This window comes from Methylosinus sp. Ce-a6 (assembly GCF_009811655.1).
GTDB lineage: Bacteria > Pseudomonadota > Alphaproteobacteria > Rhizobiales > Beijerinckiaceae > Methylosinus.
The window spans coordinates 50,061-76,955 of sequence record NZ_BGJX01000002.1 but is presented as its reverse complement, the minus strand read 5'-3'; the positions used below and the strand labels follow the sequence as shown (position 1 = coordinate 76,955).

28 protein-coding genes and 1 riboswitch are annotated in these 26,895 nt (G+C 64.2%); of the genes, 25 read left to right on the top strand and 3 right to left on the bottom strand.

What is annotated here, in order from left to right; translation table 11 throughout:
* The first annotated feature begins 58 nt into the window (after positions 1-58).
* The 25 genes from nifD (at position 59) to Mspo_RS01595 (ending at position 22,789) form a co-directional block, all read left to right on the top strand.
* A complete protein-coding gene (nifD, locus tag Mspo_RS01710) occupies positions 59-1,525 on the top strand; it encodes a nitrogenase molybdenum-iron protein alpha chain (RefSeq protein WP_159726215.1) in 1,467 nt (488 codons plus the stop codon).
* Positions 1,526-1,647: 122 nt separating this feature from the next.
* The gene (gene nifK, locus Mspo_RS01705) at positions 1,648-3,207 is read left to right on the top strand and encodes a nitrogenase molybdenum-iron protein subunit beta (RefSeq protein ID WP_159726214.1); all 1,560 of its coding nucleotides are present in this window, start codon (positions 1,648-1,650) and stop codon (positions 3,205-3,207) included.
* Positions 3,208-3,342: 135 nt separating this feature from the next.
* Entirely contained in the window at positions 3,343-5,013 is a 1,671-nt protein-coding gene (gene nifE, locus Mspo_RS01700) for a nitrogenase iron-molybdenum cofactor biosynthesis protein NifE (RefSeq protein WP_159726213.1), read from the top strand.
* Positions 5,014-5,022: 9 nt separating this feature from the next.
* On the top strand, positions 5,023-6,420 hold the full coding sequence (nifN, locus tag Mspo_RS01695; protein WP_159726212.1) for a nitrogenase iron-molybdenum cofactor biosynthesis protein NifN: 1,398 nt from the start codon (positions 5,023-5,025) through the stop codon (positions 6,418-6,420).
* A gap of 15 nt (positions 6,421-6,435) precedes the next feature.
* Positions 6,436-6,846 (top strand): nitrogen fixation protein NifX, encoded by a 411-nt coding sequence (gene nifX / locus Mspo_RS01690; protein WP_159726211.1) that lies wholly within the window; start codon positions 6,436-6,438, stop codon positions 6,844-6,846.
* Complete coding sequence (locus Mspo_RS01685; RefSeq protein WP_159726210.1) at positions 6,839-7,306, top strand: NifX-associated nitrogen fixation protein; 468 nt, start codon at positions 6,839-6,841, stop codon at positions 7,304-7,306. The genes nifX and Mspo_RS01685 overlap by 8 nt, the downstream gene beginning before the upstream one ends.
* 19 nt (positions 7,307-7,325) lie before the next feature.
* Positions 7,326-7,526, top strand: coding sequence for a CCE_0567 family metalloprotein (locus tag Mspo_RS01680; RefSeq protein WP_159726209.1), 201 nt, complete (start codon positions 7,326-7,328; stop codon positions 7,524-7,526).
* Positions 7,526-7,843, top strand: coding sequence for a ferredoxin III, nif-specific (gene fdxB / locus Mspo_RS01675; protein WP_159726208.1), 318 nt, complete (start codon positions 7,526-7,528; stop codon positions 7,841-7,843). Before Mspo_RS01680 ends, fdxB begins: the two co-directional genes overlap by 1 nt.
* A gap of 85 nt (positions 7,844-7,928) precedes the next feature.
* Positions 7,929-8,525 carry a nitrogen fixation protein NifQ gene (locus Mspo_RS01670; protein ID WP_244613044.1) on the top strand — a complete coding sequence of 199 codons (597 nt, stop codon included), beginning with the start codon at positions 7,929-7,931 and terminating at the stop codon, positions 8,523-8,525.
* A gap of 234 nt (positions 8,526-8,759) precedes the next feature.
* Positions 8,760-9,080, top strand: a complete 321-nt coding sequence (locus Mspo_RS01665) for an iron-sulfur cluster assembly accessory protein (protein ID WP_159726206.1) — start codon at positions 8,760-8,762, stop codon at positions 9,078-9,080.
* A 20-nt stretch (positions 9,081-9,100) separates the two neighbouring features.
* Positions 9,101-10,162, top strand: coding sequence for a Fe-S cluster assembly protein NifU (gene nifU, locus Mspo_RS01660; protein WP_159726205.1), 1,062 nt, complete (start codon positions 9,101-9,103; stop codon positions 10,160-10,162).
* Between the two features lie 10 nt (positions 10,163-10,172).
* Complete coding sequence (nifS, locus tag Mspo_RS01655) at positions 10,173-11,375, top strand: cysteine desulfurase NifS (protein ID WP_159726204.1); 1,203 nt, start codon at positions 10,173-10,175, stop codon at positions 11,373-11,375.
* A gap of 14 nt (positions 11,376-11,389) precedes the next feature.
* Positions 11,390-12,562: a homocitrate synthase gene (gene nifV / locus Mspo_RS01650; protein ID WP_159726203.1), complete on the top strand. Its 1,173-nt coding sequence runs from the start codon at positions 11,390-11,392 to the stop codon at positions 12,560-12,562.
* Positions 12,559-13,302, top strand: coding sequence for a serine O-acetyltransferase (gene cysE / locus Mspo_RS01645; RefSeq protein ID WP_159726202.1), 744 nt, complete (start codon positions 12,559-12,561; stop codon positions 13,300-13,302). The genes nifV and cysE (Mspo_RS01645) overlap by 4 nt, the downstream gene beginning before the upstream one ends.
* Positions 13,299-13,634: a nitrogenase stabilizing/protective protein NifW gene (nifW, locus tag Mspo_RS01640; RefSeq protein WP_159726201.1), complete on the top strand. Its 336-nt coding sequence runs from the start codon at positions 13,299-13,301 to the stop codon at positions 13,632-13,634. Before cysE (Mspo_RS01645) ends, nifW begins: the two co-directional genes overlap by 4 nt.
* A 40-nt stretch (positions 13,635-13,674) precedes the next feature.
* Positions 13,675-14,526, top strand: coding sequence for an electron transfer flavoprotein subunit beta/FixA family protein (locus Mspo_RS01635; protein ID WP_159726200.1), 852 nt, complete (start codon positions 13,675-13,677; stop codon positions 14,524-14,526).
* Between the two features lie 13 nt (positions 14,527-14,539).
* Complete coding sequence (locus Mspo_RS01630; protein ID WP_159726199.1) at positions 14,540-15,646, top strand: electron transfer flavoprotein subunit alpha/FixB family protein; 1,107 nt, start codon at positions 14,540-14,542, stop codon at positions 15,644-15,646.
* Between the two features lie 16 nt (positions 15,647-15,662).
* The gene (locus Mspo_RS01625; RefSeq protein WP_159726198.1) at positions 15,663-16,970 is read left to right on the top strand and encodes an FAD-dependent oxidoreductase; all 1,308 of its coding nucleotides are present in this window, start codon (positions 15,663-15,665) and stop codon (positions 16,968-16,970) included.
* Positions 16,971-16,984: 14 nt separating this feature from the next.
* Positions 16,985-17,278, top strand: coding sequence for a ferredoxin family protein (locus Mspo_RS01620; RefSeq protein WP_159726197.1), 294 nt, complete (start codon positions 16,985-16,987; stop codon positions 17,276-17,278).
* 53 nt (positions 17,279-17,331) lie between these two features.
* Entirely contained in the window at positions 17,332-17,499 is a 168-nt protein-coding gene (locus Mspo_RS19560) for a hypothetical protein (RefSeq protein WP_201281603.1), read from the top strand.
* Positions 17,500-17,659: 160 nt separating this feature from the next.
* Positions 17,660-17,750: riboswitch (glycine riboswitch) on the top strand.
* A 152-nt stretch (positions 17,751-17,902) separates the two neighbouring features.
* Positions 17,903-19,057, top strand: coding sequence for a glycine cleavage system aminomethyltransferase GcvT (gcvT, locus tag Mspo_RS01615; RefSeq protein WP_244613042.1), 1,155 nt, complete (start codon positions 17,903-17,905; stop codon positions 19,055-19,057).
* A complete protein-coding gene (gene gcvH / locus Mspo_RS01610) occupies positions 19,054-19,431 on the top strand; it encodes a glycine cleavage system protein GcvH (RefSeq protein WP_159726195.1) in 378 nt (125 codons plus the stop codon). The genes gcvT and gcvH overlap by 4 nt, the downstream gene beginning before the upstream one ends.
* Positions 19,432-19,434: 3 nt before the next feature.
* The gene (gene gcvPA, locus Mspo_RS01605; protein ID WP_159726194.1) at positions 19,435-20,775 is read left to right on the top strand and encodes an aminomethyl-transferring glycine dehydrogenase subunit GcvPA; all 1,341 of its coding nucleotides are present in this window, start codon (positions 19,435-19,437) and stop codon (positions 20,773-20,775) included.
* Positions 20,775-22,286, top strand: coding sequence for an aminomethyl-transferring glycine dehydrogenase subunit GcvPB (gene gcvPB, locus Mspo_RS01600; RefSeq protein ID WP_159726193.1), 1,512 nt, complete (start codon positions 20,775-20,777; stop codon positions 22,284-22,286). The genes gcvPA and gcvPB overlap by 1 nt, the downstream gene beginning before the upstream one ends.
* Positions 22,287-22,492: 206 nt before the next feature.
* Entirely contained in the window at positions 22,493-22,789 is a 297-nt protein-coding gene (locus Mspo_RS01595; RefSeq protein WP_159726192.1) for a hypothetical protein, read from the top strand.
* Between the two features lie 23 nt (positions 22,790-22,812).
* Here the strand turns inward: Mspo_RS01595 and cysE (Mspo_RS01590) are convergent, their stop codons facing one another.
* The 3 genes from cysE (Mspo_RS01590) to Mspo_RS01580 all read right to left on the bottom strand — a co-directional run bounded on the left by cysE (Mspo_RS01590) (position 22,813) and on the right by Mspo_RS01580 (position 26,839).
* Complete coding sequence (gene cysE / locus Mspo_RS01590) at positions 22,813-23,664, bottom strand: serine O-acetyltransferase (protein ID WP_159726191.1); 852 nt, start codon at positions 23,662-23,664, stop codon at positions 22,813-22,815.
* 125 nt (positions 23,665-23,789) lie between these two features.
* Positions 23,790-25,280 (bottom strand): PLP-dependent aminotransferase family protein, encoded by a 1,491-nt coding sequence (locus tag Mspo_RS01585; protein ID WP_159726190.1) that lies wholly within the window; start codon positions 25,278-25,280, stop codon positions 23,790-23,792.
* A 356-nt stretch (positions 25,281-25,636) separates the two neighbouring features.
* Positions 25,637-26,839 (bottom strand): murein L,D-transpeptidase family protein, encoded by a 1,203-nt coding sequence (locus tag Mspo_RS01580; RefSeq protein WP_159726189.1) that lies wholly within the window; start codon positions 26,837-26,839, stop codon positions 25,637-25,639.
* Between the last annotated feature and the right edge of the window lie 56 nt (positions 26,840-26,895).

Here is a 26,895-nt window from a genome sequence, read left to right as displayed (position 1 = left end):
CCTCGCACGGGGCCGGGCCGATCTTTCAGGCAAGGACTAATCAGAAAGGGATGGCGTCATGAGCCTGGCTCAACCCGAATCCATCGAGGACATCAAGGCGCGCAATAAGGCGCTGATCAAAGAGGTCCTCGAAGTTTATCCTGAAAAGACCGCCAAGCGCCGCGCGAAGCACCTCAACACCTTCGAGGATGGCAAGCCGGATTGCGGCGTGAAGTCCAACATCAAGTCGATCCCCGGCGTGATGACGATCCGTGGCTGCGCTTACGCCGGTTCGAAGGGCGTCGTGTGGGGCCCGATCAAGGACATGATCCACATCAGCCACGGCCCGGTGGGCTGCGGTCAGTATTCCTGGGCGTCGCGCCGCAACTACTACATCGGCACGACGGGCATCGACACCTTCGGCACGATGCAGTTCACCTCGGACTTCCAGGAGAAGGACATCGTCTTCGGCGGCGACAAGAAGCTCGCCAAGCTGATCGACGAGATCCAGGAGCTGTTCCCGCTGAACAAGGGCATCTCCGTCCAGTCCGAGTGCCCGATCGGCCTCATCGGCGATGACATCGAGGCTGTCTCCAAGGCCAAGACCAAGGAGTACAACGGCCACACGATCGTTCCGGTGCGCTGCGAAGGCTTCCGCGGCGTGTCGCAGTCGCTCGGCCACCATCTGGCCAATGACGCGATCCGCGACTGGGTGTTCGACAAGATGGAGGGCAAGCCCGCTCTCTTCGAGCCGACCCCCTATGACGTGGCGATCATCGGCGACTACAACATCGGCGGCGACGCCTGGTCTTCGCGCATTCTGCTCGAGGAAATGGGTCTTCGCGTCGTTGCGCAGTGGTCCGGCGACGGCACGATCGCCGAGCTCGAGGCGACGCCTCGCGCCAAGCTGAACGTCCTGCACTGCTATCGCTCGATGAACTACATCTCCCGTCACATGGAAGAGAAGTACGGGATTCCGTGGGTCGAGTACAACTTCTTCGGTCCGTCCAAGATCGAGGAATCGCTGCGCAAGATCGCCAGCCATTTCGACGACAAGATCAAGGAAGGCGCCGAGCGCGTCATCGCCAAGTATAGTCCGCTGATGGACGCGGTGATCGCCAAGTACCGTCCGCGTCTCGAGGGCAAGAAGGTCATGCTGTTCGTGGGCGGTCTGCGTCCGCGTCACGTGATCGGCGCCTACGAGGATCTCGGCATGGAGATCGTCGGCACGGGCTATGAGTTCGGTCACAACGACGACTATCAGCGCACGACTCACTATGTGAAGGACGGCACGCTGATCTATGACGACGTGACCGGCTTCGAGTTCGAGAAGTTCGTCGAGAAGATCCAGCCAGACCTCGTCGGTTCGGGCATCAAGGAGAAGTACGTCTTCCAGAAGATGGGCGTGCCCTTCCGTCAGATGCACAGCTGGGACTATTCGGGCCCGTATCACGGCTATGACGGCTTCGCGATCTTCGCTCGCGACATGGACATGGCGATCAATTCGCCGGTCTGGAAATTCGCCAAGGCGCCGTGGGCGGCTTGATCGACTGAGTTGCAAAAGCTCTCTTCGCGAACGGGGCTCGCCCCCGTTCGCATTCGAGAGGCTGGTGATCTTCGCCCGAATCTCGAGAGAGCGGACGCGCGCGGACAACGAGGGGAACCGAGATGCCACAGAATGCAGATAACGTCCTCGACCATTTCAACCTATTCCGCCAGCCGGAATACATCGAGATGTTCGAGAAGAAGAAAAGAGAGTTCGAGAATCACGCCCCCGACGCCGAGGTGGAACGCGTCCGCGAGTGGGCCAAGACCAAGGAATATCAGGAGAAGAACTTCGCTCGCGAAGCTCTGACCGTCAATCCGGCGAAGGCCTGTCAGCCGCTCGGCGCGGTGTTCGCCTCGCTCGGCTTCGAGCAGACGATTCCCTTCGTGCACGGCTCGCAGGGTTGCGTGGCTTATTATCGCTCGCACTTCTCGCGTCACTTCAAGGAGCCGACGTCCTGCGTCTCCTCCTCCATGACCGAAGACGCGGCGGTGTTCGGCGGCCTCAACAATATGATCGACGGCCTCGCCAACACCTACAACATGTATAAGCCGAAGATGATCTCCGTCTCCACGACCTGCATGGCGGAAGTCATCGGCGACGACCTCAACGCCTTCATCAAGACGTCGAAGGAGAAGGGCTCGGTTCCGCAGGAGTTCGACGTTCCGTTCGCGCACACGCCCGCCTTCGTCGGCAGCCATGTCACCGGCTACGACAATGTGATGAAGGGCATGGTCGAGCATTTCTGGAACGGCAAGGCGGGCACGGCCCCCAAGCTCGAGCGCGTTCCGAACAACAAGATCAACTTCATCGGCGGCTTCGACGGCTATGTCGTCGGCAACATCCGCGAAGTGAAGCGCATGTTCGACTCGATGGGCGTCGAATATACGATCTTCGGCGACCCGAGCGATGTGTGGGATACGCCCACCGACGGCGAGTTCCGCATGTATGACGGCGGCACGACGCTCGAGGACGCGGCCAATGCGATCCACGCCAAGGCGACCTTCTCGATGCAGCATTTCTCCACCGAGAAGACGCTGCCGCTGATCGCCGAGAGCGGCATGGAGACCTACTCCTTCCATCATCCGATCGGCGTTCGCGCGACCGACGAGTTCCTGATGAAGGTCTCGGAAGTCACCGGCAAGCCGATCTCCAAGGAGCTGACCCGTGAGCGCGGCCGTCTCGTCGACGCGATCGCCGACTCTTCCGCGCATCTGCACGGCAAGCGCTTCGCCATCTATGGCGATCCGGACCTCTGCTATGGTCTGGCCGCCTTCTTGATGGAGCTCGGCGCCGAGCCGATCACCGTGCTCGCCAGCAACGGCGGCAAGGCCTGGGAAGAGAAGATGAACCAGCTGTTCGCCAGCTCTCCCTTCGGCAAGAACTGCAAGGCCTATCCCGGCAAGGATCTCTGGCACATGCGTTCGCTGCTGTTCACGGAGCCGGTCGACTTCCTGATCGGCAACACCTACGGCAAATATCTCGAGCGCGACACGGGCACGCCGCTGATCCGCATCGGCTTCCCGGTCTTCGATCGCCATCACTATCACCGCTATCCGGTGTGGGGCTATCAGGGTGGCCTGAACGTCCTCGTTTGGCTGCTCGACAAGGTCTTCGACGAGATCGATCGCAACACCAACGTCGTCGCGAAGTCGGACTATAGCTTCGACATCATTCGCTGACGTTTACGAATTTCCGCCGGGCCGCGTAGCGTTTCGGCCCGGCGGAACAACAAGAGCCTGATCCGTCGGGTCGATCGCCGCGCTGGCGCAATGCGTGCGCAGAGTGGGAGGCGATGGCCGTTGCAGGAGGCGCGGATGAGCACGCTGGCCGCAAAAGTTCAAGACGTTTTCAACGAGCCCGGTTGCGACAAGAACAAGGGCAAATCCGAAAAAGAGAGAAAGAAGGGCTGCACGAAGCAATTGGCGCCAGGCGCCGCTGCGGGTGGGTGCGCCTTCGACGGAGCCAAGATCGCGCTTCAGCCGATTACCGACGTCGCCCATCTCGTCCATGGCCCGATCGCTTGCGAGGGCAATTCCTGGGACAATCGCGGCGCCAAGACCTCGGGCTCGAGCCTCTACCGCACAGGATTTACGACCGACATCGCCGAGACCGATGTCGTGTTCGGCGGCGAGAAGCGGCTCTACAAGTCGATCAAGGAAATCATCGACAAATACGATCCGCCCGCGATCTTCGTCTATCAGACCTGCGTGCCGGCCATGATCGGCGACGATATAGACGCGGTCTGCAAGGCCGCGGCGAAGAAATTCAACAAGCCGGTCATTCCGGTGAACTCCCCCGGCTTCGTCGGTCCGAAAAATCTCGGCAACAAGCTCGCTGGCGAAGCGATCCTCGATCATGTGATCGGGACGCAGGAGCCGGAATATACGACCCCCTACGACATCAACATCATCGGCGAATATAACCTCGCCGGCGAATTGTGGCAGGTGAAGCCGCTGCTCGACGAGCTCGGCGTTCGCATTCTCTCCTGCATCTCCGGCGACGGCAAATATAGCGAGGTGGCGTCATCGCATCGCGCCAAGGCGGCGATGATGGTCTGCTCCAAGGCGATGATCAATGTCGCGCGCAAGATGGAAGAGCGCTACGACATTCCCTTCTTCGAAGGATCGTTCTACGGCATCGGCGACATGAGCGACTCACTGCGCGAGATCGCGCGGCTGCTGGTCGAGAAAGGCGCGCCTGCCGAATTGAAGGATCGCACCGAAGCGGTGATCGCCCGTGAAGAAGCGCGCGCCTGGGCGCGTATTGCGCCTTACCGGGAGCGCCTCGAGGGCAAGAAAGTTCTGCTCATCACCGGCGGCGTCAAATCGTGGTCCGTCGTCGCCGCTCTGCAGGAAGCCGGCATGGAACTCGTCGGCACGAGCGTCAAGAAGTCCACCAAGGAGGACAAGGAGCGCATCAAGGAGCTGATGGGCCAGGACGCCCATATGATCGACGATATGACGCCGCGTGAAATGTATAAAATGCTAAAAGACGCGCAGGCGGACATCATGCTTTCGGGCGGTCGATCGCAGTTCATCGCGCTCAAGGCGAAAATGCCCTGGCTCGACATCAACCAGGAGCGACATCACGCCTATGCCGGTTACGAAGGCATGGTCGAACTCGTCCAGGAGATCGACAAGGCGCTCTACAATCCGGTTTGGGAGCAGGTGCGCCGGCCGCCGCCGTGGCAGGAGAAGACCTGGGAAGAGCGCGCCAATGAGGCGATCGCGGCCGAGGCGGCCGCTCTCGCAGCCGATCCCGTCAAGGCGGAAGAGGTGCGGCGGGAGAAGCGCGTCTGCAAGTGCCACAATGTGAATGTCGGGGCGATCGAGGATGCGATCAGGGCCGGCTCTCTCACGACAGTCGACGCGCTCGCCGAGGCGACGCACGCCGGCACGGGCTGCGGTGGCTGTCGCGACGCGCTGGAACAGATGATCGAGGCAGCCAACGCCGATGGCGCGGTTCCTGCATCGAAAGCGGCGTGAGGCGCTCCGATGGCTAGAGTCGAATTTTCAAAAAAGGCATGCACGGTCAATCCGTTGAAGATGAGCCAGCCGATCGGCGGCGCGCTCGCTTTCATGGGCGTTCAGGGTTGCATGCCGCTGTTGCATGGGTCACAGGGCTGCACATCTTTTGGGCTCGTGCTCTTCGTGCGGCATTTTCGCGAGGCTATTCCGCTGCAGACCACCGCGATGAGCGAGGTCGCGACGGTTCTGGGCGGATTGGAGAATGTCGAGGAGGCGATCGTCAATATCGCCAAGCGCGCGAAACCCGAGGTCATCGGCATCTGCTCGACCGGCGTGACCGAGACGAAGGGCGACGATGTCGATGGCTATATTCAGCTCATCCGCAAGCGCCATCCCGAGCTCGATCACATGGGCATCGTCTATGTGTCGACGCCGGACTTCAAGGACGCGTTCCAGGACGGTTGGGAGAAGACGGTCGCCAAGCTGATCGAGGTCTTCGTCCCGGCGAATGTCGAGCCCGCGCAGCGCGCGCCGCAACGGGTCAATGTGCTGCCGGGTTGCCATTTGACGCCGGGGGACATCGACGAGCTCCGTGACATCATCGAGAGCTTCGGTCTCGAGCCGACTTTTCTTCCCGATCTCTCGGGGTCGCTGGACGGACATCTTCCCGAGGATTTCACGCCGACGACACTCGGTGGAACGTCTCGCGAAGGGATGGCGGCCATGGGCTCGGCCGCTTGGACGATCGCCATCGGCGAGCAGATGCGCCTCGCGGCCACCACTCTCGAAAAGCGCGGGGGCGTGCCCTTCGTCCTGTTCGATCGGCTGACGGGTCTCGCGCCCAATGATGAGCTGATGGCGTTCCTGTCTCGCATCAGCGGGCGTCCGGTTCCGCAAAAGCTCCGTCGCCAGCGCGGCCAGCTCGTCGACGCTATGCTGGACGGACATTTTCATTTCGGCGGCAGGAAGGTCACGGTCGGCGCCGAGCCCGATCTGCTCTATGCGATCGGATCATGGCTCACCGAAATGGGCGCTCATCTGCAGGCGGCGGTCACGACGACGCAATCGCCCGTGCTGGAAAAGCTCGACATCGACGAGGTGCTGATCGGCGATCTCGAGGATCTCGAGTCGCGTTCCGCTGGCGCCGATCTGATGATGACCCATTCGCATGGGAGGCAAGCGTCGGAACGGCTCGGAGTGCCGCTTTTCCGCCTCGGCCTTCCGACATTCGATCGGCTCGGCGCCGGTCACGAGCTGACCGTCGGCTACCGCGGAACGCGCACCTTGATCTTCACGATCGGCAATATGTTCATCGCGCAGGCGCACGAGCCCGATCCGGACACATGGCGGACGAGTGACGAGAACGTCAGCCATTTCGGCGCCGAAAGCAGTCCGGAGCTCGTTCAGTTGACGACGATGGCCTGACCACGAGGAGGCAGCATGAAAGTCGCATTCGCCACGCAGGACCTCGAGCGGGTCGACGCCCATTTCGGATGGGCGAAGAATATCGCGATCTATGAACTCACGGCCGAAGGATACACCTTCATCGAGGCGATCCAGTTCCAAGGGGATCTCCAGGAGGACGGCAATGAGGACAAGTTGCAGCCCAAGCTGGAAGCGATCAAGGATTGCGCAATCCTCTATATCGCTGCGATCGGCGGCTCGGGCGCGGCGCGCGTCGTCGCCCAGGGCATTCACCCGATGAAGGTGGCTCAGCCCGAGAACATCACGGATCTTTTGGAAAAGCTCAAGGTTGTCCTGCAAGGCGCGCCGCCGCCCTGGCTGCGTAAGGTCATGACGAAGGGTCAGGAAAGAACCTTCGATTTCGAGGAAGAGGCTGCAAATGGCTGAGACCGAGACGATTACGGCGAATGACGCGGCGGACAGCGTCTTCATCAAGGAACTCATCAAGCAGTGGCGCGCGCAAGACACGCACGGCACCTGGGAGAACAAGAAGGACCTCGATCTCATCAAGCCTTACATCGTCGACAAGGAGGCGCGCAAGGCGCTGCCTCTGATCGGAGATCCGGATCCCGAGATCCTGTGGCGCGTCGAGCTCTTCTACAATGCGGTCGCTCTTTCCATCGAGCGCGCCACCGGCGTGATGGTTCAGCCCATGATCAAGATGAGCCATGAGGGCTTCGGCCGTCAGGTTCTCATCGCGGGCCGTCTCATCGTCGTCAATAAGCAGCTGCGCGACGTTCATCGTTTCGGCTTCGACAATCTCGAGAAGCTCTCCGATGAGGGGACCAAGCTCGTCAGCGCCGGCGTCGAGATGATCGAGAAATTCCCGGAAGTCGCGCGTTACTGATATCGGAGGAGAGACGAAGATGTGCTCCGTCGACGAGCTGAAGGCCGAGATCAAGAAGCTCTCCGCCAAAGCGACGAATATGAAAATGAACCTGCACGATCTCTCGGAAGAGCTCCCCATCAACTGGGGCAATATTCTCACCATCGCGCAGGAGACACATGACGCTTATTCGGCGCTCGAAGCCGCGCGTCAGAAGCTAAAGGAATTGGAGGCGGCGTGATGGCGGAGTTCAAGACGAGAGGCGGCTCCGATTGGACGCCGTCCTATTTGACCGATATCAATCCGGGAACCTGCATTGGTTGTGGTCGCTGTTTCAAGGTCTGTCCGCAGAACGTCATGGCGCTCTACGGGGTGGATGCCGAAGGGACCATTCTCGGCATCGTCACCGAGGATGACGACGATGATTTCGACGGCGAGCTCAACCGCAAGATCATGAAGGTCGAGCGTTCCGAGGATTGCATCGGGTGCACGGCGTGCTCGAAGGTATGTCCGAAGGACTGCCAGACGCATGTTCCCGTGGATCAGCTGGTCGGCTGATCCAATGGCGTTCCTCTCCGAACACCATCGATCGGAGAGCGGGCTCGGACAGCCTAACCGGGACCCAGCGGACATCTACCTTCGATTGCAGTCGCGTCCGAGCAATTTCGGACGCGACGATCCTTTCGTTGCGCATGTCTTCTGCTGTGTGCTGGCGCTCGGATTGAGCGAGGCCGGATATCGAAGCGGAACTCTCGGCCAGGCTTTGGCGCTCAACCGAGGCGAGCTCGCGCAGCTCATCGAGCGTTGGGCGCCGCAAGCGCTCGATCTAGTCGATCTCGAGCATGAAACCGAAACGATCTCGCTCGACGATGAGGAAGACCAGATTCGGCAGTTGTTGGAACGATCTCGCGGCGACGCCTCGGAAGAGACCGGCTGGCTCGCGTCGATTTTGACCAAACGGTCGATGCAGCCGCGGCATTTGTGGCAGGACCTCGGCCTGACGACACGTGACGAGCTCGGGCGACTGATGAGCGAGCGCTTTCCGAAGCTCGCCGAGCGCAACGTCAACCACATGAAATGGAAGAAATTTTTTTATCGCTCTTTGTGCGAGATGGAAGGCTTCGTGCTTTGCGCCGCGCCCAGCTGTCGAGAGTGCAGCGATTTCCATGATTGCTTCGGCGACGAGAGCGGTGAAAGCGCCTTGGCGCGGCTCTCCCGCGGCAACCCCTCGAATTCCTGATCAGTCTCGAGATTTCCTCCAATTTCGCGGCCTTCTATCCGCCGGCTCGGGCTCGGCTCGGGAACGATTCGGGCGTATTTCGAAGCAGAATCGCCAACCGTGTCGGAACTCCGACAATGTGGGAATGCAAACAGCCGGCGGGCCCTCAAATCGATTGATTCACGATAGGATCGCCGTCTGGCATAGCGGTTGCTTCTTCTAGCTCGGGTAGTTTTCCGGGAAGAGGTTAAGCAAATGATCGAACTCACAGACAACGCCCTGAACGCAGTGCGTTCGGCCATTGCAGGCGCCGGGCAGGAGGTCGAGGGCCTTCGCCTGATGGTCGAGGCCGGCGGCTGTTCGGGTTTCAAATATATGATGGGTCTCGTCAATGAGACCAATCCCGCCGACCATGTGTTCGAGCGCGACGGCGTCAAAGTGTTCGTGGAAGAAGGCTCGCTCGCCTATCTCGACGGCACGCGTGTCGATTTCGTCAGCGGACTCGAGGGCTCCGGCTTCACTTTCGACAATCCCCAGGCGAAATCGAGCTGTTCCTGCGGCAAGTCTTTCGGTTGATCGGGTTCGGGAGCGCGGCGATGTGGGAATATTCCGAGAAGGTCAAGGAGCATTTCTTCAATCCGAAGAACGCGGGCGTTCTCGCGGGCGCCAACGCCATCGGCGAAATCGGCGCGCTCGCCTGCGGCGACGCCCTCAAGCTGATGCTCCATATCGATCCTGTCACGGAAATCGTTCTCGAAGCCAAGTTCCAGGCCTATGGCTGCGGCTCGGCGATCGCGTCGGCGTCCGGTCTGACGGAGCTCGTCATCAACAAGACTCTCGCGCAAGCGCGTGCGATCACGAGCCGCGAGATCGCCGAATTTCTCGGCGGTCTGCCTCCGGAGAAGATGCATTGCGCGGTGATGGCTCACGAAGCGTTGCAGTCGGCGATCGCGAATTTTCGCGGCGAAGATTGGAATTCCGATCATGAGGAGGCGGCGCTCGTCTGCAAATGTCACGGCGTCGACGCCGCGATCATCGAGCGCGCGATACGCGACAATGGTCTGACCGCAGTGGAGCAAGTGGGGGCCTGCACCGGAGCCGGCACGGGCTGCACCACTTGTTACGAGAGAATAGAAGATATTCTGCTGCGCGTGACATCGGAAGTCGCCGCCGCCCAAGCGATGGCCCGCCAAACGGAAGGGCGCGCGCATTCGGCGGAGGCCGTCGCCGAGACGGGCCGCGCGTCGCGGGCGCCCGCGGCGAGCGAGGGATCGCGCGCCGGCTCGGTCAATCTGTTCAGCGCCGCTACGCGGCCGGCCAGCGCGGCGCCGGCGCGTCCGCCGGCTCAGCGGCCGGCCGCGGAAGCGTCGCCGCTGTCGCCCGCCTCGCCATTGCCTCCGCCTTCCGCCGGCATGACCAATCTCAAGAAGATCCGCCTGATCGAGGAGACGATCGAAGATCTCCGCGTCTATTTGCGTAAGGACGGCGGCGACTGCGAGCTGATCGATGTCGACGGCTCCAATGTGCTCGTCAGCCTCACCGGCGCCTGCGTCGGCTGTCAGATGGCGAGCGTCACCGTTTCGGGAATTCAGGAGCGGCTCATCGCCAAGCTCGGCGTTCCCGTGCGCGTGATTCCGGTCGGACGCAGCGCTCATTGAGGAGTTCGTCATGAAGGCGATTTATCTCGACAATAATGCGACGACCCGGGTCGATCCGGCGGTCGTCGAGGCGATGCTCCCCTTCTTCACGGAGCATTTCGGCAACGCCTCCTCGGCCCATTCCTTCGGCGCCGAGGTCGGGACCGCGGTGAAGGCGGCTCGCCAGCAGCTCCAGCAATTGCTCGGCGCCGCGCATGACCATGAGATCATCTACACATCGGGCGGCACGGAGAGCGACAACGCCGCGATCCTCTCGGCGCTGGAGGCGGCGCCCGATCGGCGTGAGATCGTGACCTCCAAGGTCGAGCATCCGGCGATTCTGTCGCTCTGCGAGCATCTCGAGAAGACCGGCCGCGCCAAGGTGCATTTCATCGGCGTCGATAAGGTCGGCCAGCTCGATATCGAGGCCTATCGCGCGGCCCTGTCGGAAAAGGTCGCGATCGTCTCGCTGATGTGGGCGAACAATGAGACCGGCACGATCTTTCCGATCGAAGGTCTCGCCGAGCTCGCCAAGGAACATGGCGCGCTGTTCCACACCGACGCCGTGCAGGCGGCGGGCAAGACGCCGATCTCGCTCAAGGACAGCGCGATCGACATGCTGTCGCTGTCCGGCCACAAGCTGCATGGGCCAAAGGGGATCGGCGCGCTCTACGTCAAGAAGGGCGTGCGCTTCAAGCCGCTGATCCGCGGCGGCCATCAAGAGCGGGCCCGCCGCGGGGGAACAGAGAATGTCCCCGCGATCATCGGCCTCGGCAAGGCGGCGGAGCTGGCGCTCGGGCATATTGCCGATGAGCAGGGCCGCGTGCGCGAGCTGCGCGATCGCCTGGAAAAGGCGGTGCTGCAGCGCGTGCCCAATTGCATCGTCAACGGCGACCGCCACGATCGGCTGCCGAACACCTCCAATATCGCTTTCGAGTATGTGGAGAGCGAAGCGATCCTGCTGCATCTCGATCGCAACGGCGTCGCCGCCTCCTCCGGCTCGGCCTGCACCTCCGGCTCGATGGAGCCGAGCCATGTGTTGAAGGCGATGGAGATTCCCGAGGCCGCGCTGCATGGCGCGGTGCGCTTCTCTTTCTCGCGCGACAATGTCGCCGAAGATGTCGACCGCGTGATCGAGGCGCTGCCCGGCATTGTGGAGAAACTCCGCGAAATGTCGCCCTTCTGGGCGGACGCGGAAAAGAAGATCAACGACTCCAAGACCGTTTTTGCGTGATAGGCGCGACCACAGTGAACCGCGACGAACCCCGCATCTTCATCAATGACACGACGCTTCGCGACGGCGAGCAGGCGCCGGGCGTCGCCTTTACTGCGGCGGAGAAGCTCGCGATCGCTCGCGCGCTCGCCGCGGTCGGGGTCGATGAGATCGAGGCCGGCACGCCTGCGATGGGGCGCGACGAGATCGAGGCGATCGCCGCGATTGCCGGAGATGGTCTGCCTTGTCGGGTCATGGCCTGGTGTCGTCTCAGCGAGAGCGACGTCGACGCCGCGCTCGCCGCCAATGTCGCGCATGTGAATATTTCTTCGCCCATGTCGCGTCTGCAGATCGGCGTGAAGCTCTCGACGGATGTCGACGGCGCCGCCGCGCGCGTCGAGCGGGTCGTGTCCTATGCGCGATCGAAGGGGCTCGGCGTCGCTCTCGGCGGGGAGGACTCCTCGCGCGCCGATCCGCGCGATATCGGCCGGATCGTTCGCGCCGCCGCGGCCGCCGGCGCGACGCGCTTTCGCTTCGCCGACACGCTGGGCGCGCTCGATCCTTTCGCGACCTATGAGTCGATCCGTTGCGTGCGGGAGGAGACCGACCTTCCGATCGAGTTTCACGGCCATGACGATGTCGGCCTCGCGACCGCCAACACGCTCGCGGCGGTGCGCGGCGGCGCGACGCATGCGTCGGTCACGGTGCTCGGTCTCGGCGAGCGCGCCGGCAACGCCGCGCTGGAAGAAGTAGCGGTCGCGCTCGGCCATGTCGCCCATGGTCGCACGAATATCGACCTCAAGCGGCTGCAAGGCGTCGCGCGGCTGGTGGCGGCGGCGGCGCGGCGGAAGATCGGACGCGCCAAGGCGGTCGTCGGCTCGGACATATTCACCCATGAGTCGGGCATTCACGTTTCGGCGCTGATGAAGGATGTCCGCACCTATCAGGGCATCGATCCCGCCCATCTCGGCCGGCGGCATCGAATCGTCATCGCCAAACATTCGGGCCTGAGCGCTATTCAGAAGAAATGCGCCGAGATCGGCGTCGATCTCGACCGCGACACCGCGGCGCGGCTGCTCGATCACGTCAAGCGGCGCGCTCTGGATCAGAAACGGCCGGTCAACCGCGGCGAGTTCATTGTCCTCGTCGATCGCGCGCAGGCGGAAGCCGCCATGGCGGCGCGAAATGATGTCGGAGGCGTGTCGTGAGTCCTATTTCGATCGTCGCCGCCTCGAGCGGCGCCTCCACGAAGAGCCTCTTGGCGCTGATCCGCGAAGACGTCGGCTGCGTCGCTCAGCGCGATCCTGCGGCGCGCAGCACATGGGAAGTGGTGTTGCTCTATCCGGGCGTGCATGCGCTGATATGGCATCGCATCGCCAATCGGCTGTGGCGTGGCGGCCATAAATTTTCGGCGCGCGCGCTCTCCTGGTTCGCGCGTCTCGTCACCAATATCGACATTCATCCCGGCGCCACGATCGGCGAGCGCTTCTTCATCGATCACGGCGCGGGCGTGGTGGTCGGCGAGACGGCGACGATCGGCGACGATGTGACGATGTATCATGGCGTCACGCTCGGCGGCACGTCATGGTCGGTCGGCAGGCGTCATCCGACCGTGGGCGATGGCGTGCTGATCGGCGCCGGAGCGAAGATTCTCGGGCCGATCAGCGTCGGTCCGCGCGCGCGCATCGGCGCCAATTCCGTCGTGATAGAGGATGTGCCGCCGGAGATGACCGTGGTCGGAATTCCCGGCCGCGTCGTGCGCGAGCAGCGCCGCCGCTCCGGTTCGGACGGGCGCATCGATCTCGAGCATCACCTCATTCCCGATCCGGTCGGAGACGCGATCTCCGTGCTCATCGACCGGATCGATTTTCTCGAAGCGCGGCTCGTGCATCTTCAGGCGCGGGTCAGCGAAGGCGCCACGCGGCAGCTCGGAGACAACAAGCCATGAGCATTCTGGAAGATCTGCGCAAATTGTCGGCGGCCGAGGAATTCTTCGACATTCTCGGCGTCGAGTATGATCCCACCATCGTGCGGCACTCGCGGCTGCACATTCTGCGCCGCATGGGCGAATATCTCCACAAGGCCGCTCCGGAGGGCGCGACCGACGAGGAGGTGCGCGAATCCTGCCGCAATTTCCTCGCGCAGGCCTATCAGGACTTCACCACCTCGACTCCGATCGAGCAAAGGCTTTTCAAGGTGCACAAGGACGCTGTAAAGCCGAAGGAGGAGCCGAAGAAGCCCTTCGTGCCCCTCAACACGCTCACCACGTCGAACGGATGACGATAGAACCACTAGTCGGGATGGCGAGAGGAAGAGTCTCATGAAGATACTGGTCTGCATCAAGCAAGTTCCCGACAGCGCCCAGATCCGCGTGCATCCGGTCACCAACACGATCATGCGCCAGGGCGTGCCGACGATCATCAATCCTTATGATCTCTTCTCGCTCGAGGAGGCGCTGAGGCTGCGCGACAAGTTCGGCGGCGAGGTGACGACCTTGACCATGGGCCCGCCCATGGCCGCGGAATCGCTGCGCAAGACGCTGGCGATCGGCGCCGATCGCGCGATTCTGCTGACCGATCGTTTCTTCGCCGGCGCCGACACTCTGGCGACGACCTACGCGCTCGCCCAGGCGATCCAGAAGATCCAGAAGACATGGGGCGATCTCGACCTCGTCTTCACCGGCAAGCAGACGATCGACGGCGACACCGCGCAGGTCGGTCCGGGCGTCGCCAAGCGTCTCAACCTGCTGCAGCTCACCTATGTCTCCAAGATCGTCGAGGCCGACGCGGAGAAGCGCGAGGTCGTCATCGAGCGTCGCGCCGAGGGCGGCACGCAGGTGCTGAAGACCAAGATGCCTTGTCTCATCGCCATGCTCGAAGGCACCAATGAGGTGCGGCGCGGCTCGATCTCCGACTCGCTGCGCGCCGCGCGCGCCGAGATCATCACCTGGAGCGCCAAGGACGCCGAGATCGAAGACCTCGGCAAATGCGGACTGAAGGGGTCGCCGACGATCGTGAAGAAAGTGTTCGCTCCGCCGGTGCGGACCGATCGCGCCGCCTTCGTGGAGCCGGGAAAGAACGCAGGCGAATCCGCCGACGTGCTGATCGAGGCGATCTTCAAGCGCCACCCTGCGCTCGAGGAAGACATGACGAAATTGGCCAGTGGGTTCTAAAGGAGAAGCGAAAATGTCCGACAAGCCCGCCCCCGCCGCGCCGCAGCAGAGCCGCGCCAGCGCGAAGAAGGAGCTCCCGGAGCATTTCCGCGGCTACAAGCACGTCTGGGTGTTCGTCGAGCTCGAGCGCGGCGAAGTGCATCCGGTGTCTTGGGAGCTCCTCGGCGCCGGCCGCAAGCTCGCCGATCAGCTCAAGGTCGATCTCGCCGCCGTCGTGCTCGGCGCGCCGGGCGAGGCGACGCGCAACGCCGTCAAGGAGTCCTTCGTTTACGGCGCCGATCTCGCCTATCTGGTCGAGGACTCGATTCTCGGCGATTATCGCAACGAGCCCTTCTCCAAGGCCGTGACCCAGCTCGTCAACACGCATAAGCCGGAGATATTGCTGCTCGGCGCGACGACGCTCGGCCGCGATCTCGCGGGCTCGGTGGCGACGACGTTGCTCACCGGCCTCACCGCCGATTGCACCGAGCTCGCGGTCGACGCCGACGGCTCGCTGGCGGCGACGCGTCCGACCTTCGGCGGCTCGCTGCTCTGCACGATCTACACGCTGAACTATCGTCCGCAGATGGCGACGGTGCGGCCGCGCCAATTGCCGACGCCGGTGCGTGACGAGACGCGCGTTGGTCGCGTCGTCGAGTTCAAGGCCGATCTCGACGAGGATAAGATCATCACCAAGCTGCTGAAGTTCATCCCGGACCGTGAGTCGTCGAAGAGCAATCTCGCCTTCGCCGATGTCGTCGTGGCCGGCGGGCTCGGCCTGCAGAGCGCGGAGAATTATCAGCTGGTGCGCAATCTCGCCTCCGCGCTCGGCGCGGAGTTCGGCGGCTCGCGTCCGCTGGTGCAAAAGGGATGGATCAGCTCCGATCGTCAGATCGGCCAGACCGGCAAGTCGATCCGTCCCAAGCTCTATATCGCCGCCGGGATTTCCGGCGCGATTCAGCATCGCGTCGGCGTCGAAGGCGCAGATTGCATCGTCGCGATCAACACCGACAAGAACGCGCCGATCTTCGACTTCGCGCATATCGGCATCGTGACCGACGCCATTCGCCTTTTGCCCGCGCTGACCGAAGCCTTCCGCAAGCGGCTCTCGCCCGAGAACGCCGACCGGCTCGCCGGCTGAACCCGAGGAGATTGTCATGATCGAAGAAAAATTCGACGCGATCGTCATCGGGGCCGGCATGGCCGGCAACGCTGCCGCCTATACGATGGCCTCGCGCGGTCTGAATGTCCTGCAGCTCGAGCGCGGCGAATATCCGGGCTCCAAGAATGTGCAGGGCGGCATTCTCTACGCCGACATGCTGGAGAAGATCATCCCGGACTTCCGCGAGGAGGCGCCGCTCGAGCGGCATCTCATCGAGCAGCGCTTCTGGATGATGACGGATCGCTCGCATACCGGCATGCAATATCGTTCGGACGACTTCAACGAGGAGAAGCCGAACCGCTACACGATCATCCGCTCGCAGTTCGACCGCTGGTTCAACAAGCAGGTGCAGGCCGCGGGCGCGATCGTCATCAGCGAGACGACCGTCACCGAGCTCGTCAGCGACGCCTATGGCAAGGTGATCGGGGTGCGCACGGATCGCGCCGGCGGCACGATTTTCGCCGATGTCGTCGTGTTGGCGGAGGGCGTCAACGGCCTGCTCGGCGCGCGCGCCGGCCTGCGTCCGACGCCCAAGCCCGAGCATGTCGCGCTGGCCGTCAAGGAAATGCACTTCCTGCCGCGCGAGACGATCGAGGCCCGCTTCAATCTGCATGGCGACGAAGGCGTCGTCATCGAAGCGGCCGGCACCATCTCCAAGGGGATGACCGGCATGGGCTTCGTGTACACGAACAAAGAGAGCATTTCTGTCGGCATGGGCTGTCTCGTGTCGGATTTCGCCGAAAACGACGAAACGCCCTACGGAATGCTCGAGGTTTTCAAGAAGCATCCGTCGATCGCGCCGCTGATCGAAGGGTCCGAAGTGAAGGAATATGCCGCGCATCTCATTCCGGAGGGCGGCTACAAGACAATTCCGGAGCTTTTCGGCGACGGATGGGTCGTCGTCGGCGACGCGGCGCAGCTCAACAACGCCATACATCGCGAAGGCTCGAATCTTGCTATGACGTCGGGCAGGCTCGCGGGCGAGGCGATCTTCCAGGTGAAGTCCCGCCGCGATCCCATGACGAAACAAAATCTGGCGCTCTACAAGAAATACCTCGACGATAGTTTCGTCATGAAGGATCTGAAGAAATACAAAGACATGCCGGCGCTGCTGCATACGCAGGCGCAGAATTTCTTCCTCACCTATCCGACGCTCGTGTCGAAGGCGATGGAGAATTTCCTACGCGTCGACGGCACGCCGAAGATCGAGAAGGAAAAAGCGTCGGTCCGCGCTTTCCGTGAGAAGCGCTCGCTGACGGGATTGTTCGGAGATGCATGGCGTCTGGCGCGCGCCTGGCGCTGAGAGGAGGAATTGCGATGTCGACGCAAGCTGCGCGAGTCGAGGAGAAGCTGTTCCAGAACCGCTATCTCGTCGACCAAGGAAAACCCCATATCGTCGTGCAACCGCACACGACGCCGTCCAAGAATCTCTTGGCGATGACCAAGATCTGCCCGGCCGGCTGCTATGAGAAGAACGCCTCGGGCCAGGTCGAGATCACGCCGGACGGTTGCCTCGAATGCGGCACCTGCCGTGTGCTCTGCGAGCCGCAGGGCGACATCGTGTGGAACTATCCGCGCGGCGGCTATGGCGTGCTGTTCAAATTCGGCTGAACGCGACCGACGCGCCGCGCGTCGGCGCGTCGGGCAATAGACGCGAGGAACCTATGACGGTCGCGCAACTGATCGATGCGCTCGCGGCAATGCCGAGCGAGGCCGTGGTCATTCTCGAGGGAGACGGCGCCTTCGCCCGTCTCGTCGGCGTGAATTTCGAGAAGAGCGCCGTGGCGGGACTGCCGGACGAAGTGATCCTGTCGACCGATTGCGAAGAGTGAACGCCCGACGAGAGCGTTTCCAGCCGAAGTGGACGCCGGTTCGGCGTCGGAAACGCGTCAAAAACGGAAAGATCCTGGGGTGCGACCGGCCGACGCGGGCTTTCCTCGCCGGCGAGGCTTGACGGGCGGGCCATTCGATCTCATCTTTTGAGATGTCTCCACGATCTTGGCGGGAGAGACCGGCGTTCTACGCCGGAGCCGAAGGCGAAACCGCCCCGGAAACGCTCAGGCAAAAGGACCGCAAAGAATAGAGACACTCTGGAAAGCGGCGCGGCGAACCCGCGCCCACCGACGGGCGTAACCTGCGGCAAGCAGGGAAATCTCTCAGGTCTCCAGACAGAGGGGGCGCGAGCCGGGTGGAGAAATCCGCCCAATGCCGAACGCCGACTGTCGGGAGCGCCTTTTGAGCGAAGACTTCGCCCCACGCAGGCTCACGCCGCTGCAAATGACGCCGCTCGACGGATTGCACCGTCGTCTCGGCGCGCGCATGTCGCCTTTCGCCGGCTACGAGCTGCCGCTTCACTATAAGGCCGGCGTCGTCGCGGAGCATCTCCACACGCGCGCGAAAGCGAGCCTTTTTGATGTCTCGCATATGGGCCAGGCGATCCTCGGCGGCCGTGGCGCCGCCACGGCGATCGAGTCCCTGGTTCCCGCCGATATTCGGGATCTCGCCTCGGAGCGCACGCGATACAGCCAGTTCCTCGCCGAGGATGGCGGGGTTCTCGATGATCTGATGGTCACGCGTCTGCCGGGACGCGAGGAAAGGCTGCTGGTCGTCGTCAACGCCGCCGCCAAGGCCCAGGATTTCGCGCTTCTGCGAGAGCAATTGCCGCAGCTCGAGCTCGGCGTCCTCACCGGCCGCGCATTGATGGCGCTGCAGGGGCCGTGCGCCGCCGCCGCGCTCGGGCAGGTTCTTTCCGATCTCGAGGATATGCCTTTCATGGGCTGGCGCGCGGCGGAGTTTCGCGGCGCCGGCCTCTTCGTGTCGCGCTCCGGCTATACGGGCGAGGATGGCTTTGAAATTTCCGTTCCCAATCATCTCGCCGAGCCATTCGCCGAGGCTCTGCTCGCGCAGCCCGATGTCGCGCCGGCGGGCCTCGGCGCGCGCGATTCGCTGCGCCTGGAGGCGGGCCTGTGCCTCTACGGCCACGATCTCGATGCGACGACCGACCCTGTCGAAGCCGGCCTCGCCTGGTCCATCGGCCGGCGGCGACGCGAAGAGGGCGGCTTCCCAGGCTATGAGCGGGTCCGCGCGGCGCTCGATCGAGGCCCGGCGCGTAAGCGCGTCGGCCTTCTTCCGCAGGGCCGCGCGCCTTTGCGCGAAGGCGCGACGCTGACGGCGCCGGACGGCCGCCTCGTCGGACGAATCACCTCGGGCGGCTATTCGCCGACGCTCTCGCGGCCGATCGCCATGGGCTATGTCGAATCCGCTTTCGCCACGCCCGGCGTCACGCTGGAAAGTCGCTTGCGCGACAATCGCGTCGGCGTCGAAGTCGCGTCACTGCCCTTCGTTCCCCATCGCTATTTCCGCGGCCACACCGGAAAGGACAGACCATGAGCGGCGAGCGCTACACCAAGGATCATGATTTCCTGCGCGTCGAAGGCGACGCCGCCATTGTCGGGATCACCGATTTCGCCCAAGCCCAGCTCGGCGACATCGTCTTTGTCGAGTTGCCGGCGCCGGGCAAGCGCGTCGCCAAAGGCGAGCAATTGGCGACGATCGAGAGCGTGAAGGCGGCGAGCGAAGTCTATGCGCCCGTTTCCGGCGAGGTCCTCGAGGTCAACGCCGCGCTCGAGGCCGCGCCCGCCAAAGTGAACGAGGATCCGCTCGGCGAAGGCTGGCTGGTGAAGCTGCGCGTCACCGATGCGGCCGAGCTCGAAGAGCTCATGGACGAGGACGCCTATCGCGCTTTTCTCGAAAGCGAGGGGTGAGCCATGCGCTATCTGCCATTGACGCAAGCGGATCGGGCCGAAATGCGCGCCGTGATCGGCGTCGGCGATGTCGACGCGCTCTACGCCGATGTGCCCGCGGAGCTGCCGCTCGCTCCCTCGCTCGATCTGCCGCGCGCAAAATCCGAGATGGACGTCGAGCGCCTGCTCGGCGAAATGGCGCGGCGCAATGTTCCGGCGTCTCGCGCGCCCTTCTTCATCGGCGCGGGCGCCTATAAGCATCATATTCCGGCGACCGTCGATCATCTCGTCCAGCGCTCGGAATTCCTGACCAGCTACACGCCCTATCAGCCCGAAATTGCGCAGGGCACGCTGCAATATCTCTTCGAGTTCCAGACGCAGGTCGCCATGCTGACCGGCATGGAGATCGCCAACGCCTCCATGTACGACGGCTCGACCGCCTGCGCCGAGGCGGCGCTGATGGCGCATCGAATCACCAAGAGGCGCAAGGCCGTGCTTTCCGGCGGGCTGCATCCGCACTACGCCGAGGTTCTGCGCACGATCTCGCATTTCGCCGGCGACGAGATCGTCGCCCTCGCGCCCGATGTTCGCGCGCGAGAGGACATTGCGGCGATGATCGACGACAGTGTCTCCTGCGTCATCGTGCAGACGCCGGACGTGTTCGGCAATCTCCGTGATCTCGCCTCCCTGTCAGAGGCCTGCCATCGTCGCGGGGCTCTGCTGATCGCCGCCTTCACCGAGGTCGTCTCGCTCGGCCTGGTGACGCCGCCCGGCGAGATGGGCGCCGATATCGTCGTCGGTGAAGGCCAGTCGCTCGGCAATCCGCTCTCCTTCGGCGGGCCCTATCTCGGTCTGCTGGCGACGCGGCAGGCCTATCTGCGCCAGACGCCGGGGCGCCTCATCGGCGAGACCGTCGATGCGGAGGGGCGCCGCGGCTATGTCGCGACGCTCTCCGCGCGCGAGCAGCATATTCGCCGCGACAAGGCGACGTCCAACATCTGCACCAATTCCAATCTCTGCGCGCTCGCCTTCAGCATTCATCTGAGCCTGCTCGGCGAAGCGGGACTGCGCCGGCTCGCGCGGGCCAATCACGCGAGCGCCGTCGATCTCGTCGACCGGCTCGCGGGCGTCGCCGGAGTCGAAACGCTCAACGAGAGCTTCTTCAACGAATTCACGCTGCGCGTTCCGCGCGATGCGGCGGGGCTCGTCGAGGATATGGCGGAGGCGGGCGTGCTCGCGGGCGTTCCCGTCTCGCGTCTGCTTCCAGACGCGGGGCTCGACGATCTCGTCATCGTCGCCTGCACAGAGGTCGATACGGTCGAAGATCGCGAGGCCTTCATCGCCGCATTGAGAGGAGCGCTCTGATGCTCGATCATAAAGAGGATCTCGCTGTCGGGACCTTCTCGGGAAATCGCGGGCTCGATCAGGAGGAGCCGCCGATCTTCGAGATCGGCCGCCCGGAGACGAGCGGCGTCGACATGGAAGAGCCGGCGCATTTCGAGCCGCGGCTCGGCGGGCTCGAGCGCGAGCGGCCGATCGGCCTGCCCGGAGTCTCCGAGCCCGAAGCGATGCGCCATTATGTGCGTCTGTCGCGCAAGAATTATTCGATCGACGCGGGGCTCTATCCGCTCGGCTCCTGCACGATGAAGCACAATCCGCGCCTCAATGAGAAAATGGCGCGGCTCGAGGGCTTCGCCGATATTCATCCGCTGCAGCCGCAGTCCACCGCGCCGGGCGCGCTCGCTCTGATGGAGGAGCTTTCGCGCTGGCTGCTCGCGCTCACCGGAATGAGCGCCATCGCTCTTTCGCCCAAGGCCGGCGCGCATGGCGAGCTCTGCGGCCTCATGGCGATCGAGGCGGCGCTGGAGGCGCGCGGCGAGGCGGAGACGCGAAAGACGATTCTCATTCCACAATCGGCGCATGGCACCAATCCGGCGAGCGCCGCCCTGCTCGGCTTTCGGCCGCGCGCGATCGAGGCCGGCGCGGACGGCGTGGTGAGCGAGGAGGCGGTCGCCAAAGAGCTCGGCCCGGATGTCGCGGCGATCATGCTCACCAATCCCAACACATGCGGCCTGTTCGAGCGCAATGTCGTCGCCATTGCGCGGCGCGTGCATGAGGCGGGCGGCTATTTCTATTGCGACGGCGCGAATTTCAACGCCATCGCCGCAATCGCGCGTCCCGGCGACATGGGCGTCGACGCGATGCATCTCAATCTGCACAAGACCTTCTCGACGCCACACGGCGGCGGCGGCCCCGGCTCCGGACCCGTCGTCCTCTCCGAGCGACTCGCGCCCTTCGCGCCGGTTCCGTTCCTTTCGCGCGACGGCGAGACGATTCGGCTCGTCGAGCACCGCGAAGGCGCGCAGAGCTTCGGCCGACTCACCGCCTTTCATGGGCAGTTCGGAAGCTTCGTGCGCGCGCTCGCCTATATTCTGTCGCATGGGTCGGACGGGCTCGCCCAGGCCTCGCGCGACGCCGTGCTGTCGGCCAATTATCTGCGCGCCGCGCTGCGCGATGTGATGACGCAGCCTTTCGGCGATCGCGCCTGCATGCATGAGGTTCTGTTCGACGACGCTTTCCTCGAGGGGACCGGCGTCACGACGCTCGATTTCGCCAAGGCGATGATCGACGAGGGCTATCATCCGATGACGATCTATTTCCCGCTCGTCGTTCACGGCGCCATGCTGATCGAGCCGACCGAATCGGAATCGAAGCGCTCGCTCGATCTCTTCGTCGCGACTCTGCGCGATCTCGTCGCCAGCGCGAAGCGCGGCGAGACAGATCGCTTCACGCGCGCGCCGCGCCTCGCGCCGCGCCGCCGTCTCGACGAGACCGCCGCCGCGCGCAAGCCCGTGCTGCGCTGGAGCGGGGCTTGAGTGTTTCGCAAGAGTGGGGCTCTCTTTTCTCCCACGAGTGAGGGAAGGAGACGCGCGTCATGATTTCTCGCTCAGCCCGTCATTGCGGCCACGCGGCTTTGGACGCTTCCTCGCGAGGACGGTCTCGTGAATAATTTTTCTCCGCCGATGGATCGAATCGCCGCGCCGGCGGTTCCGCTCGGTGGGGGCGCAAGCGGAGGCGACATATGAACACGGCCAATCTTCAGCTCGAGGGCGTCTACGCCATACTGGCGGCTCTCTTCGGCGCGTTGCGCGACAAGGGCGTGCTCGGCGCCGAGGAGATCGACTCGCTGCTCGTCGACGTCGAGCTCTCGCTCGCCAGCGATCCGCTGCGGCCGCGCGAATTGCGCGACGCCAATGTCGACGCCATCTGCTTTCCGCCACGGCTGCTGCGCCTCGCGTTGCGCGGATCGGCGGCCGGCGAGGGTTTTTCCTTCGCGCAGCTCGCCGGCCGCGTCGGCCAGGAGACGCCGCCGGAGTAGATGCCGCCGGAGCGCTGACCTCGTCAGATGGAATAGCTGAAAGAGTCGTAGGACAGGCCGTTCAGGAATTGGTCCATGTCGCGCGCCGGCTCGGCGCAGCCCGCGGTTCCGACCACTTTGGCCGGGACTCCGGCGACGGTGGAGTTGCGCGGCACGGGATGCAGAACGACGGAGCCCGCGGCGACGCGCGAGCAGGCGCCGACCTCTATATTGCCGAGAATCTTCGCGCCGGCGGCGATCATCACGCCGCGCCTCACCTTGGGATGACGGTCGCCGCTCTCCTTGCCGGTGCCGCCGAGCGTCACGCTCTGGAGAATGGAGACGTCGTCCTCGACAATGGCCGTCGCGCCGACGACGAGTCCCGTCGCATGGTCGAGGAATATGCCGCGGCCGAAGCGCGCCGCCGGGTGGATGTCGGTCTGGAAAGCATCGGACGAGCGGCTCTGCAGATAGAGGGCGAAATCCGTCTGGCCGCTGGTCCACAGCCAATGCGCCAGCCGATGCGTCTGAATGGCGTGGAAGCCTTTGAAGAAGAGCAGCGGCTCGATCAGCCGACCGCAGGCGGCGTCGCGCTCGACGACGGCCTTGATGTCGGCGCGAAAACCCGCGCCGATCGAAGGATCGGCGTCGAGCGCGCGGGCGAAGGCGTCGAAGATCAAGTCCTCCGTCACCGCGCCGGCGAGCCGCGCCGCGCATCGTCGCGCGACGGCGTCCTCGAAGGAGGCGCGGTGGAGGACGAAAGTCAGCAGCAGGCCGGCGAGCGCCGGCTCGCGCGCCAGCATATCCTCGGCCTCGCGGAGAATATGGGTCCAGAGCGCGTCTCGAGGCGCGGCGTCGGCGACGATCGCGCGACCATTCTCCTGCGTCGCTCTCATCGGCGTCTCCCTGTTTCGTCCCGGCCGGCGGCCGCGCCAGAATGCCCCTCAATCTGGCTCGAGCGGCCGATTTCGTCCAGATCGGCGGATTTCATCAATTTCGAATATATGCGCGCTCGCGCCGCTCATCCGACCGCTGTGGCGCGCTCGAGGATGGCCGCGCCGGCCGCGCGCCGCAGCCGCGCGATCGCGCGCTCGGCTTCGGCGGCGTCGAGGCTGCCGAAGCCGAGGCGCAGCCCGCGCCCGCGATGCGGCGGGGCGGCGAAACAGGTGGAGGAGAGAAAACGCACGCCGCTGCGGACGGCGCCGTTCTCGAGCGCGTCGAGCGTCGCCTCGTCGCGAAATGTCGCCCAAAAAGCGAGGCCGCCGGCGGGAGTCGAGAAACGGATGGCGTCGCCGAAGGCTCGGCCCAGCAAGCGCCCGAAATCGTCGCGCCTCTGCGCGTAGATCTGGCGCGCCTTGCGCACATGGCGGCGCAGCTCGCCGGATTCGATGAGATCGGCGGCGGCGAGCTCGGTCAGCGCATTGCCCTGGCGGTCGACGCCGGCGGCGGCGTTGGCCATGGAGCGAGCGACCGGCGCCGGCGCGGCGACATAGCCGATGCGCAGGCCCGGCAGCAGCAGCTTGGACAGGGAGCCGACATAGATCACGCGCCCCGGCGCATAGCTCGCCATGGGCAGGAGCGGCTGGCGCTCGAAGTGGAATTCGTGATCGTAATCATCCTCTATGATGGCGAATTCGAATTTCGCGGCGAGGTCCAGGAGCCGCAGGCGCCGCTCCGGCGTCAGCGAGACGGTCGTCGGAAATTGGTGATGCGGCGTTACATAAATCGCGCGCACCGGCCGCCGCCGGCACTCGCGCTCGACATCGTCGACGTCGACGCCCTCCGCATCCAGGCCGACGCCGACCACCTCGGCTCCCGCCGCCGCCAGAGCCTCGCGCGCCGCCGAATAGCCGAGGCCTTCGACCAGAGCGACGTCGCCCGGCGCGACGAGAATGCGCGCGGCGAGAAAAATCCCCATCTGGCTGCCGCGCGTGATGCAAATGTCGTCGGCCTCGACGACGAGACCGCGATGCGAAGCGAGCATGTCGGCGACGGCGCGCCGCAGCTCGAAGGCGCCGCGCGGATCGCCATAAGAAAGCCTTCCGCCGCGCGCCGCGCGCCGTCCGGCGTCGCGATAGGCGCGCATGAGCGTGTCGATCGAGAAAAGCCGCGCGTCGGGAAGACCGTCGTCGATCGCGAGGCCGTCGCCCGCCGGCACGAAGGCCGGGTCGGGCGCCGCGCGGAAGGGAAATTCCGGCGTCTTGGGATCGACGGGCGCGCTCTTGCGCGGCGCCGGCAGCGCCTCGGGAAGCTCGGCGGAGACGAAAGTGCCGCGCGTGCCCTGCGTCGTGAACCAGCCCTGGGCGACGAGATCGTCATAGGCGAGCATGATCGTCTTGCGATTGACGCCGAGCGATTCGGCGAGCTCGCGGCTGCTGGGCAAGGCCACGCCCGGCGCGAGACGTCCGCGCCTTATGTCGTGAATCAGCGCATGGATGATCTGGAGATAGAGCGGAGCGCCGCGGCGCGGGTCGATCTTGCGCGACAGGCTGAAAGTAGAGGGGCGCTGCATTGGACCCCTCCATTCGGCGTTATTGCTCTTTTCGATGGGTCGAGCTCAGCTTCGTTCGAGCGCCTTCGCCCTGTCAAGCCGGGCTCTCGCGACGGCATGCTGGACCCGTCGCCTCGTGAATCTTGGCGGTTTAATGCTGGCTCGGCTCCGCTAGCGTCGATCTCGTCGCGGACGAATATGGAGCGGGAGCCATGCAGACGAACAATGCCGGCGTCGTGAAAGCTTTGGTGGGGATCGGCGCGGTGCTCGCCTTCTTCCTCGTCGTCATGCATCAGCTGTCGCAATTGTTTCGTTGACCGAGGGACGCCGGGATGGTCGGAGCGGCCGCTGAGGAAGCTCCGAATCGAGGCGTCGCCTCACCAGCCGGCGATGCGGCGGCAGGAGCCGCCGGAAGCGTCGAAAGCGTAACGGGAGCCGCAGGCGTAAGCGGTCGGCGGCTCTCCGGTCTGCTCGAACAGATCATAGCCTTCCTTCAGATTCCGCCAGAAGGAGCTCCACTGCTGATGCTCCGGCGGAATCGACCACAAATTCGTCCACTCGCCCTGGGTCTCTTTGGCGAAGGCCGTATCGGTCATACGGAAGGGAAAAATATGCACCGGCACCTCATGTTGGCCGCCGCGCAGCGCGGCTTCCACGACGCCGTAGATTTCCTCTATGGCCTTGTCGGTCATGGCGAAGCAGCCGACGGATTTGCAGGCGCCATGGACCATCAGAGCGCCGCCGGTGCGGCCGTTCTGCCGGTCGAAGGCGTTGGGAAAGCCGACGTCGAAGGCGCGATGATAATGGGAGTTCGGGTTGAGCTGGCGCGCGGAGACGCTATAAAACCCTTCAGGTGATTGATAATCTCCGGATTTCAGCTTCGGGCCGAGATGGCCGGACCATTTGCAGATCGGATAGGTGCGGGAGAGCGAATAGCGCCCGCCCTGCTTCTGCCACAGCTCGAGCTCGCCCTCCTTTTTGAAGATGCGGACATAGACCGCGGCGCCGAGGCGAAAATTCCCGTCGTCGCGGCGGGGAAGGGCCGGCGTCTCATTGATCGCAGGCGCCGCGGCGAGGGCGAGAGCCGTCGAGGCGGCGGGTCCCGACGGCGGCGAGACGGCGATCGGCGGCAAGGGCGTGGAGAAGGGCTCGCTCGCGATATCGCGCGGCCGGGCCGGCGGCAGCGGCGCGTCGCCGGGCGGAACGGCGATCGAAAGCTCCGGGGGCGAGGGCCGCGCAAGCGGCGGCGCCGCGAGGAAGGCGGGGGCCGGCGCGAATGGCGCGAGCGGCTCGGCGACGGCCGGCGCCGCCTCCGGCGAGGTCGGCTCCGCGAGCCGCGCGATCTCGGCGAGGCTGCCGCGCAAATTTTGCAGCAGCGCGCCGAAGGGGCCGGATCGCCGCTCGGCGGCGCGCGGCGGCGCGTTCTCGTCCGACGTCGCGATCATCGATTCGCGCGAGGTCGACGCCTCCGCTTGCGGCGCGGGTCCGCGCGACGCAAAGGCCGCGAAGACGCCGATCTCGACGAAGCTCAGCAGGAGCGCCGTTGCGAGCAGAACGGGGCGCGACGGTTTCGACGTCATGGCGGCCGTTACCGATTCTTCTAAATACGCATTACCGAACGCGATCTTGGCGAAGG

Excerpts from the sequence above, each read along its gene's own strand:
- gcvPA (WP_159726194.1), top strand. The coding sequence starts at position 19,435 with ATGCGCTATCTGCCATTGACGCAAGCGGATCGGGCCGAAATGCGCGCC.
- Mspo_RS01585 (WP_159726190.1), bottom strand. The coding sequence starts at position 25,280 with ATGCAGCGCCCCTCTACTTTCAGCCTGTCGCGCAAGATCGACCCGCGC.
- nifK (WP_159726214.1), top strand. The coding sequence starts at position 1,648 with ATGCCACAGAATGCAGATAACGTCCTCGACCATTTCAACCTATTCCGC.
- Mspo_RS01580 (WP_159726189.1), bottom strand. The coding sequence starts at position 26,839 with ATGACGTCGAAACCGTCGCGCCCCGTTCTGCTCGCAACGGCGCTCCTG.
- nifX (WP_159726211.1), top strand. The coding sequence starts at position 6,436 with ATGAAAGTCGCATTCGCCACGCAGGACCTCGAGCGGGTCGACGCCCAT.
- cysE (WP_159726191.1), bottom strand. The coding sequence starts at position 23,664 with ATGAGAGCGACGCAGGAGAATGGTCGCGCGATCGTCGCCGACGCCGCG.
- nifW (WP_159726201.1), top strand. The coding sequence starts at position 13,299 with ATGAGCATTCTGGAAGATCTGCGCAAATTGTCGGCGGCCGAGGAATTC.
- Mspo_RS01595 (WP_159726192.1), top strand. The coding sequence starts at position 22,493 with ATGAACACGGCCAATCTTCAGCTCGAGGGCGTCTACGCCATACTGGCG.
- nifU (WP_159726205.1), top strand. The coding sequence starts at position 9,101 with ATGTGGGAATATTCCGAGAAGGTCAAGGAGCATTTCTTCAATCCGAAG.
- nifS (WP_159726204.1), top strand. The coding sequence starts at position 10,173 with ATGAAGGCGATTTATCTCGACAATAATGCGACGACCCGGGTCGATCCG.
- Mspo_RS01625 (WP_159726198.1), top strand. The coding sequence starts at position 15,663 with ATGATCGAAGAAAAATTCGACGCGATCGTCATCGGGGCCGGCATGGCC.
- gcvPB (WP_159726193.1), top strand. The coding sequence starts at position 20,775 with ATGCTCGATCATAAAGAGGATCTCGCTGTCGGGACCTTCTCGGGAAAT.
- fdxB (WP_159726208.1), top strand. The coding sequence starts at position 7,526 with ATGGCGGAGTTCAAGACGAGAGGCGGCTCCGATTGGACGCCGTCCTAT.
- Mspo_RS19560 (WP_201281603.1), top strand. The coding sequence starts at position 17,332 with ATGACGGTCGCGCAACTGATCGATGCGCTCGCGGCAATGCCGAGCGAG.
- Mspo_RS01630 (WP_159726199.1), top strand. The coding sequence starts at position 14,540 with ATGTCCGACAAGCCCGCCCCCGCCGCGCCGCAGCAGAGCCGCGCCAGC.
- nifE (WP_159726213.1), top strand. The coding sequence starts at position 3,343 with ATGAGCACGCTGGCCGCAAAAGTTCAAGACGTTTTCAACGAGCCCGGT.
- nifN (WP_159726212.1), top strand. The coding sequence starts at position 5,023 with ATGGCTAGAGTCGAATTTTCAAAAAAGGCATGCACGGTCAATCCGTTG.
- Mspo_RS01620 (WP_159726197.1), top strand. The coding sequence starts at position 16,985 with ATGTCGACGCAAGCTGCGCGAGTCGAGGAGAAGCTGTTCCAGAACCGC.
- Mspo_RS01665 (WP_159726206.1), top strand. The coding sequence starts at position 8,760 with ATGATCGAACTCACAGACAACGCCCTGAACGCAGTGCGTTCGGCCATT.
- Mspo_RS01635 (WP_159726200.1), top strand. The coding sequence starts at position 13,675 with ATGAAGATACTGGTCTGCATCAAGCAAGTTCCCGACAGCGCCCAGATC.
- gcvH (WP_159726195.1), top strand. The coding sequence starts at position 19,054 with ATGAGCGGCGAGCGCTACACCAAGGATCATGATTTCCTGCGCGTCGAA.
- Mspo_RS01680 (WP_159726209.1), top strand. The coding sequence starts at position 7,326 with ATGTGCTCCGTCGACGAGCTGAAGGCCGAGATCAAGAAGCTCTCCGCC.
- nifD (WP_159726215.1), top strand. The coding sequence starts at position 59 with ATGAGCCTGGCTCAACCCGAATCCATCGAGGACATCAAGGCGCGCAAT.
- Mspo_RS01685 (WP_159726210.1), top strand. The coding sequence starts at position 6,839 with ATGGCTGAGACCGAGACGATTACGGCGAATGACGCGGCGGACAGCGTC.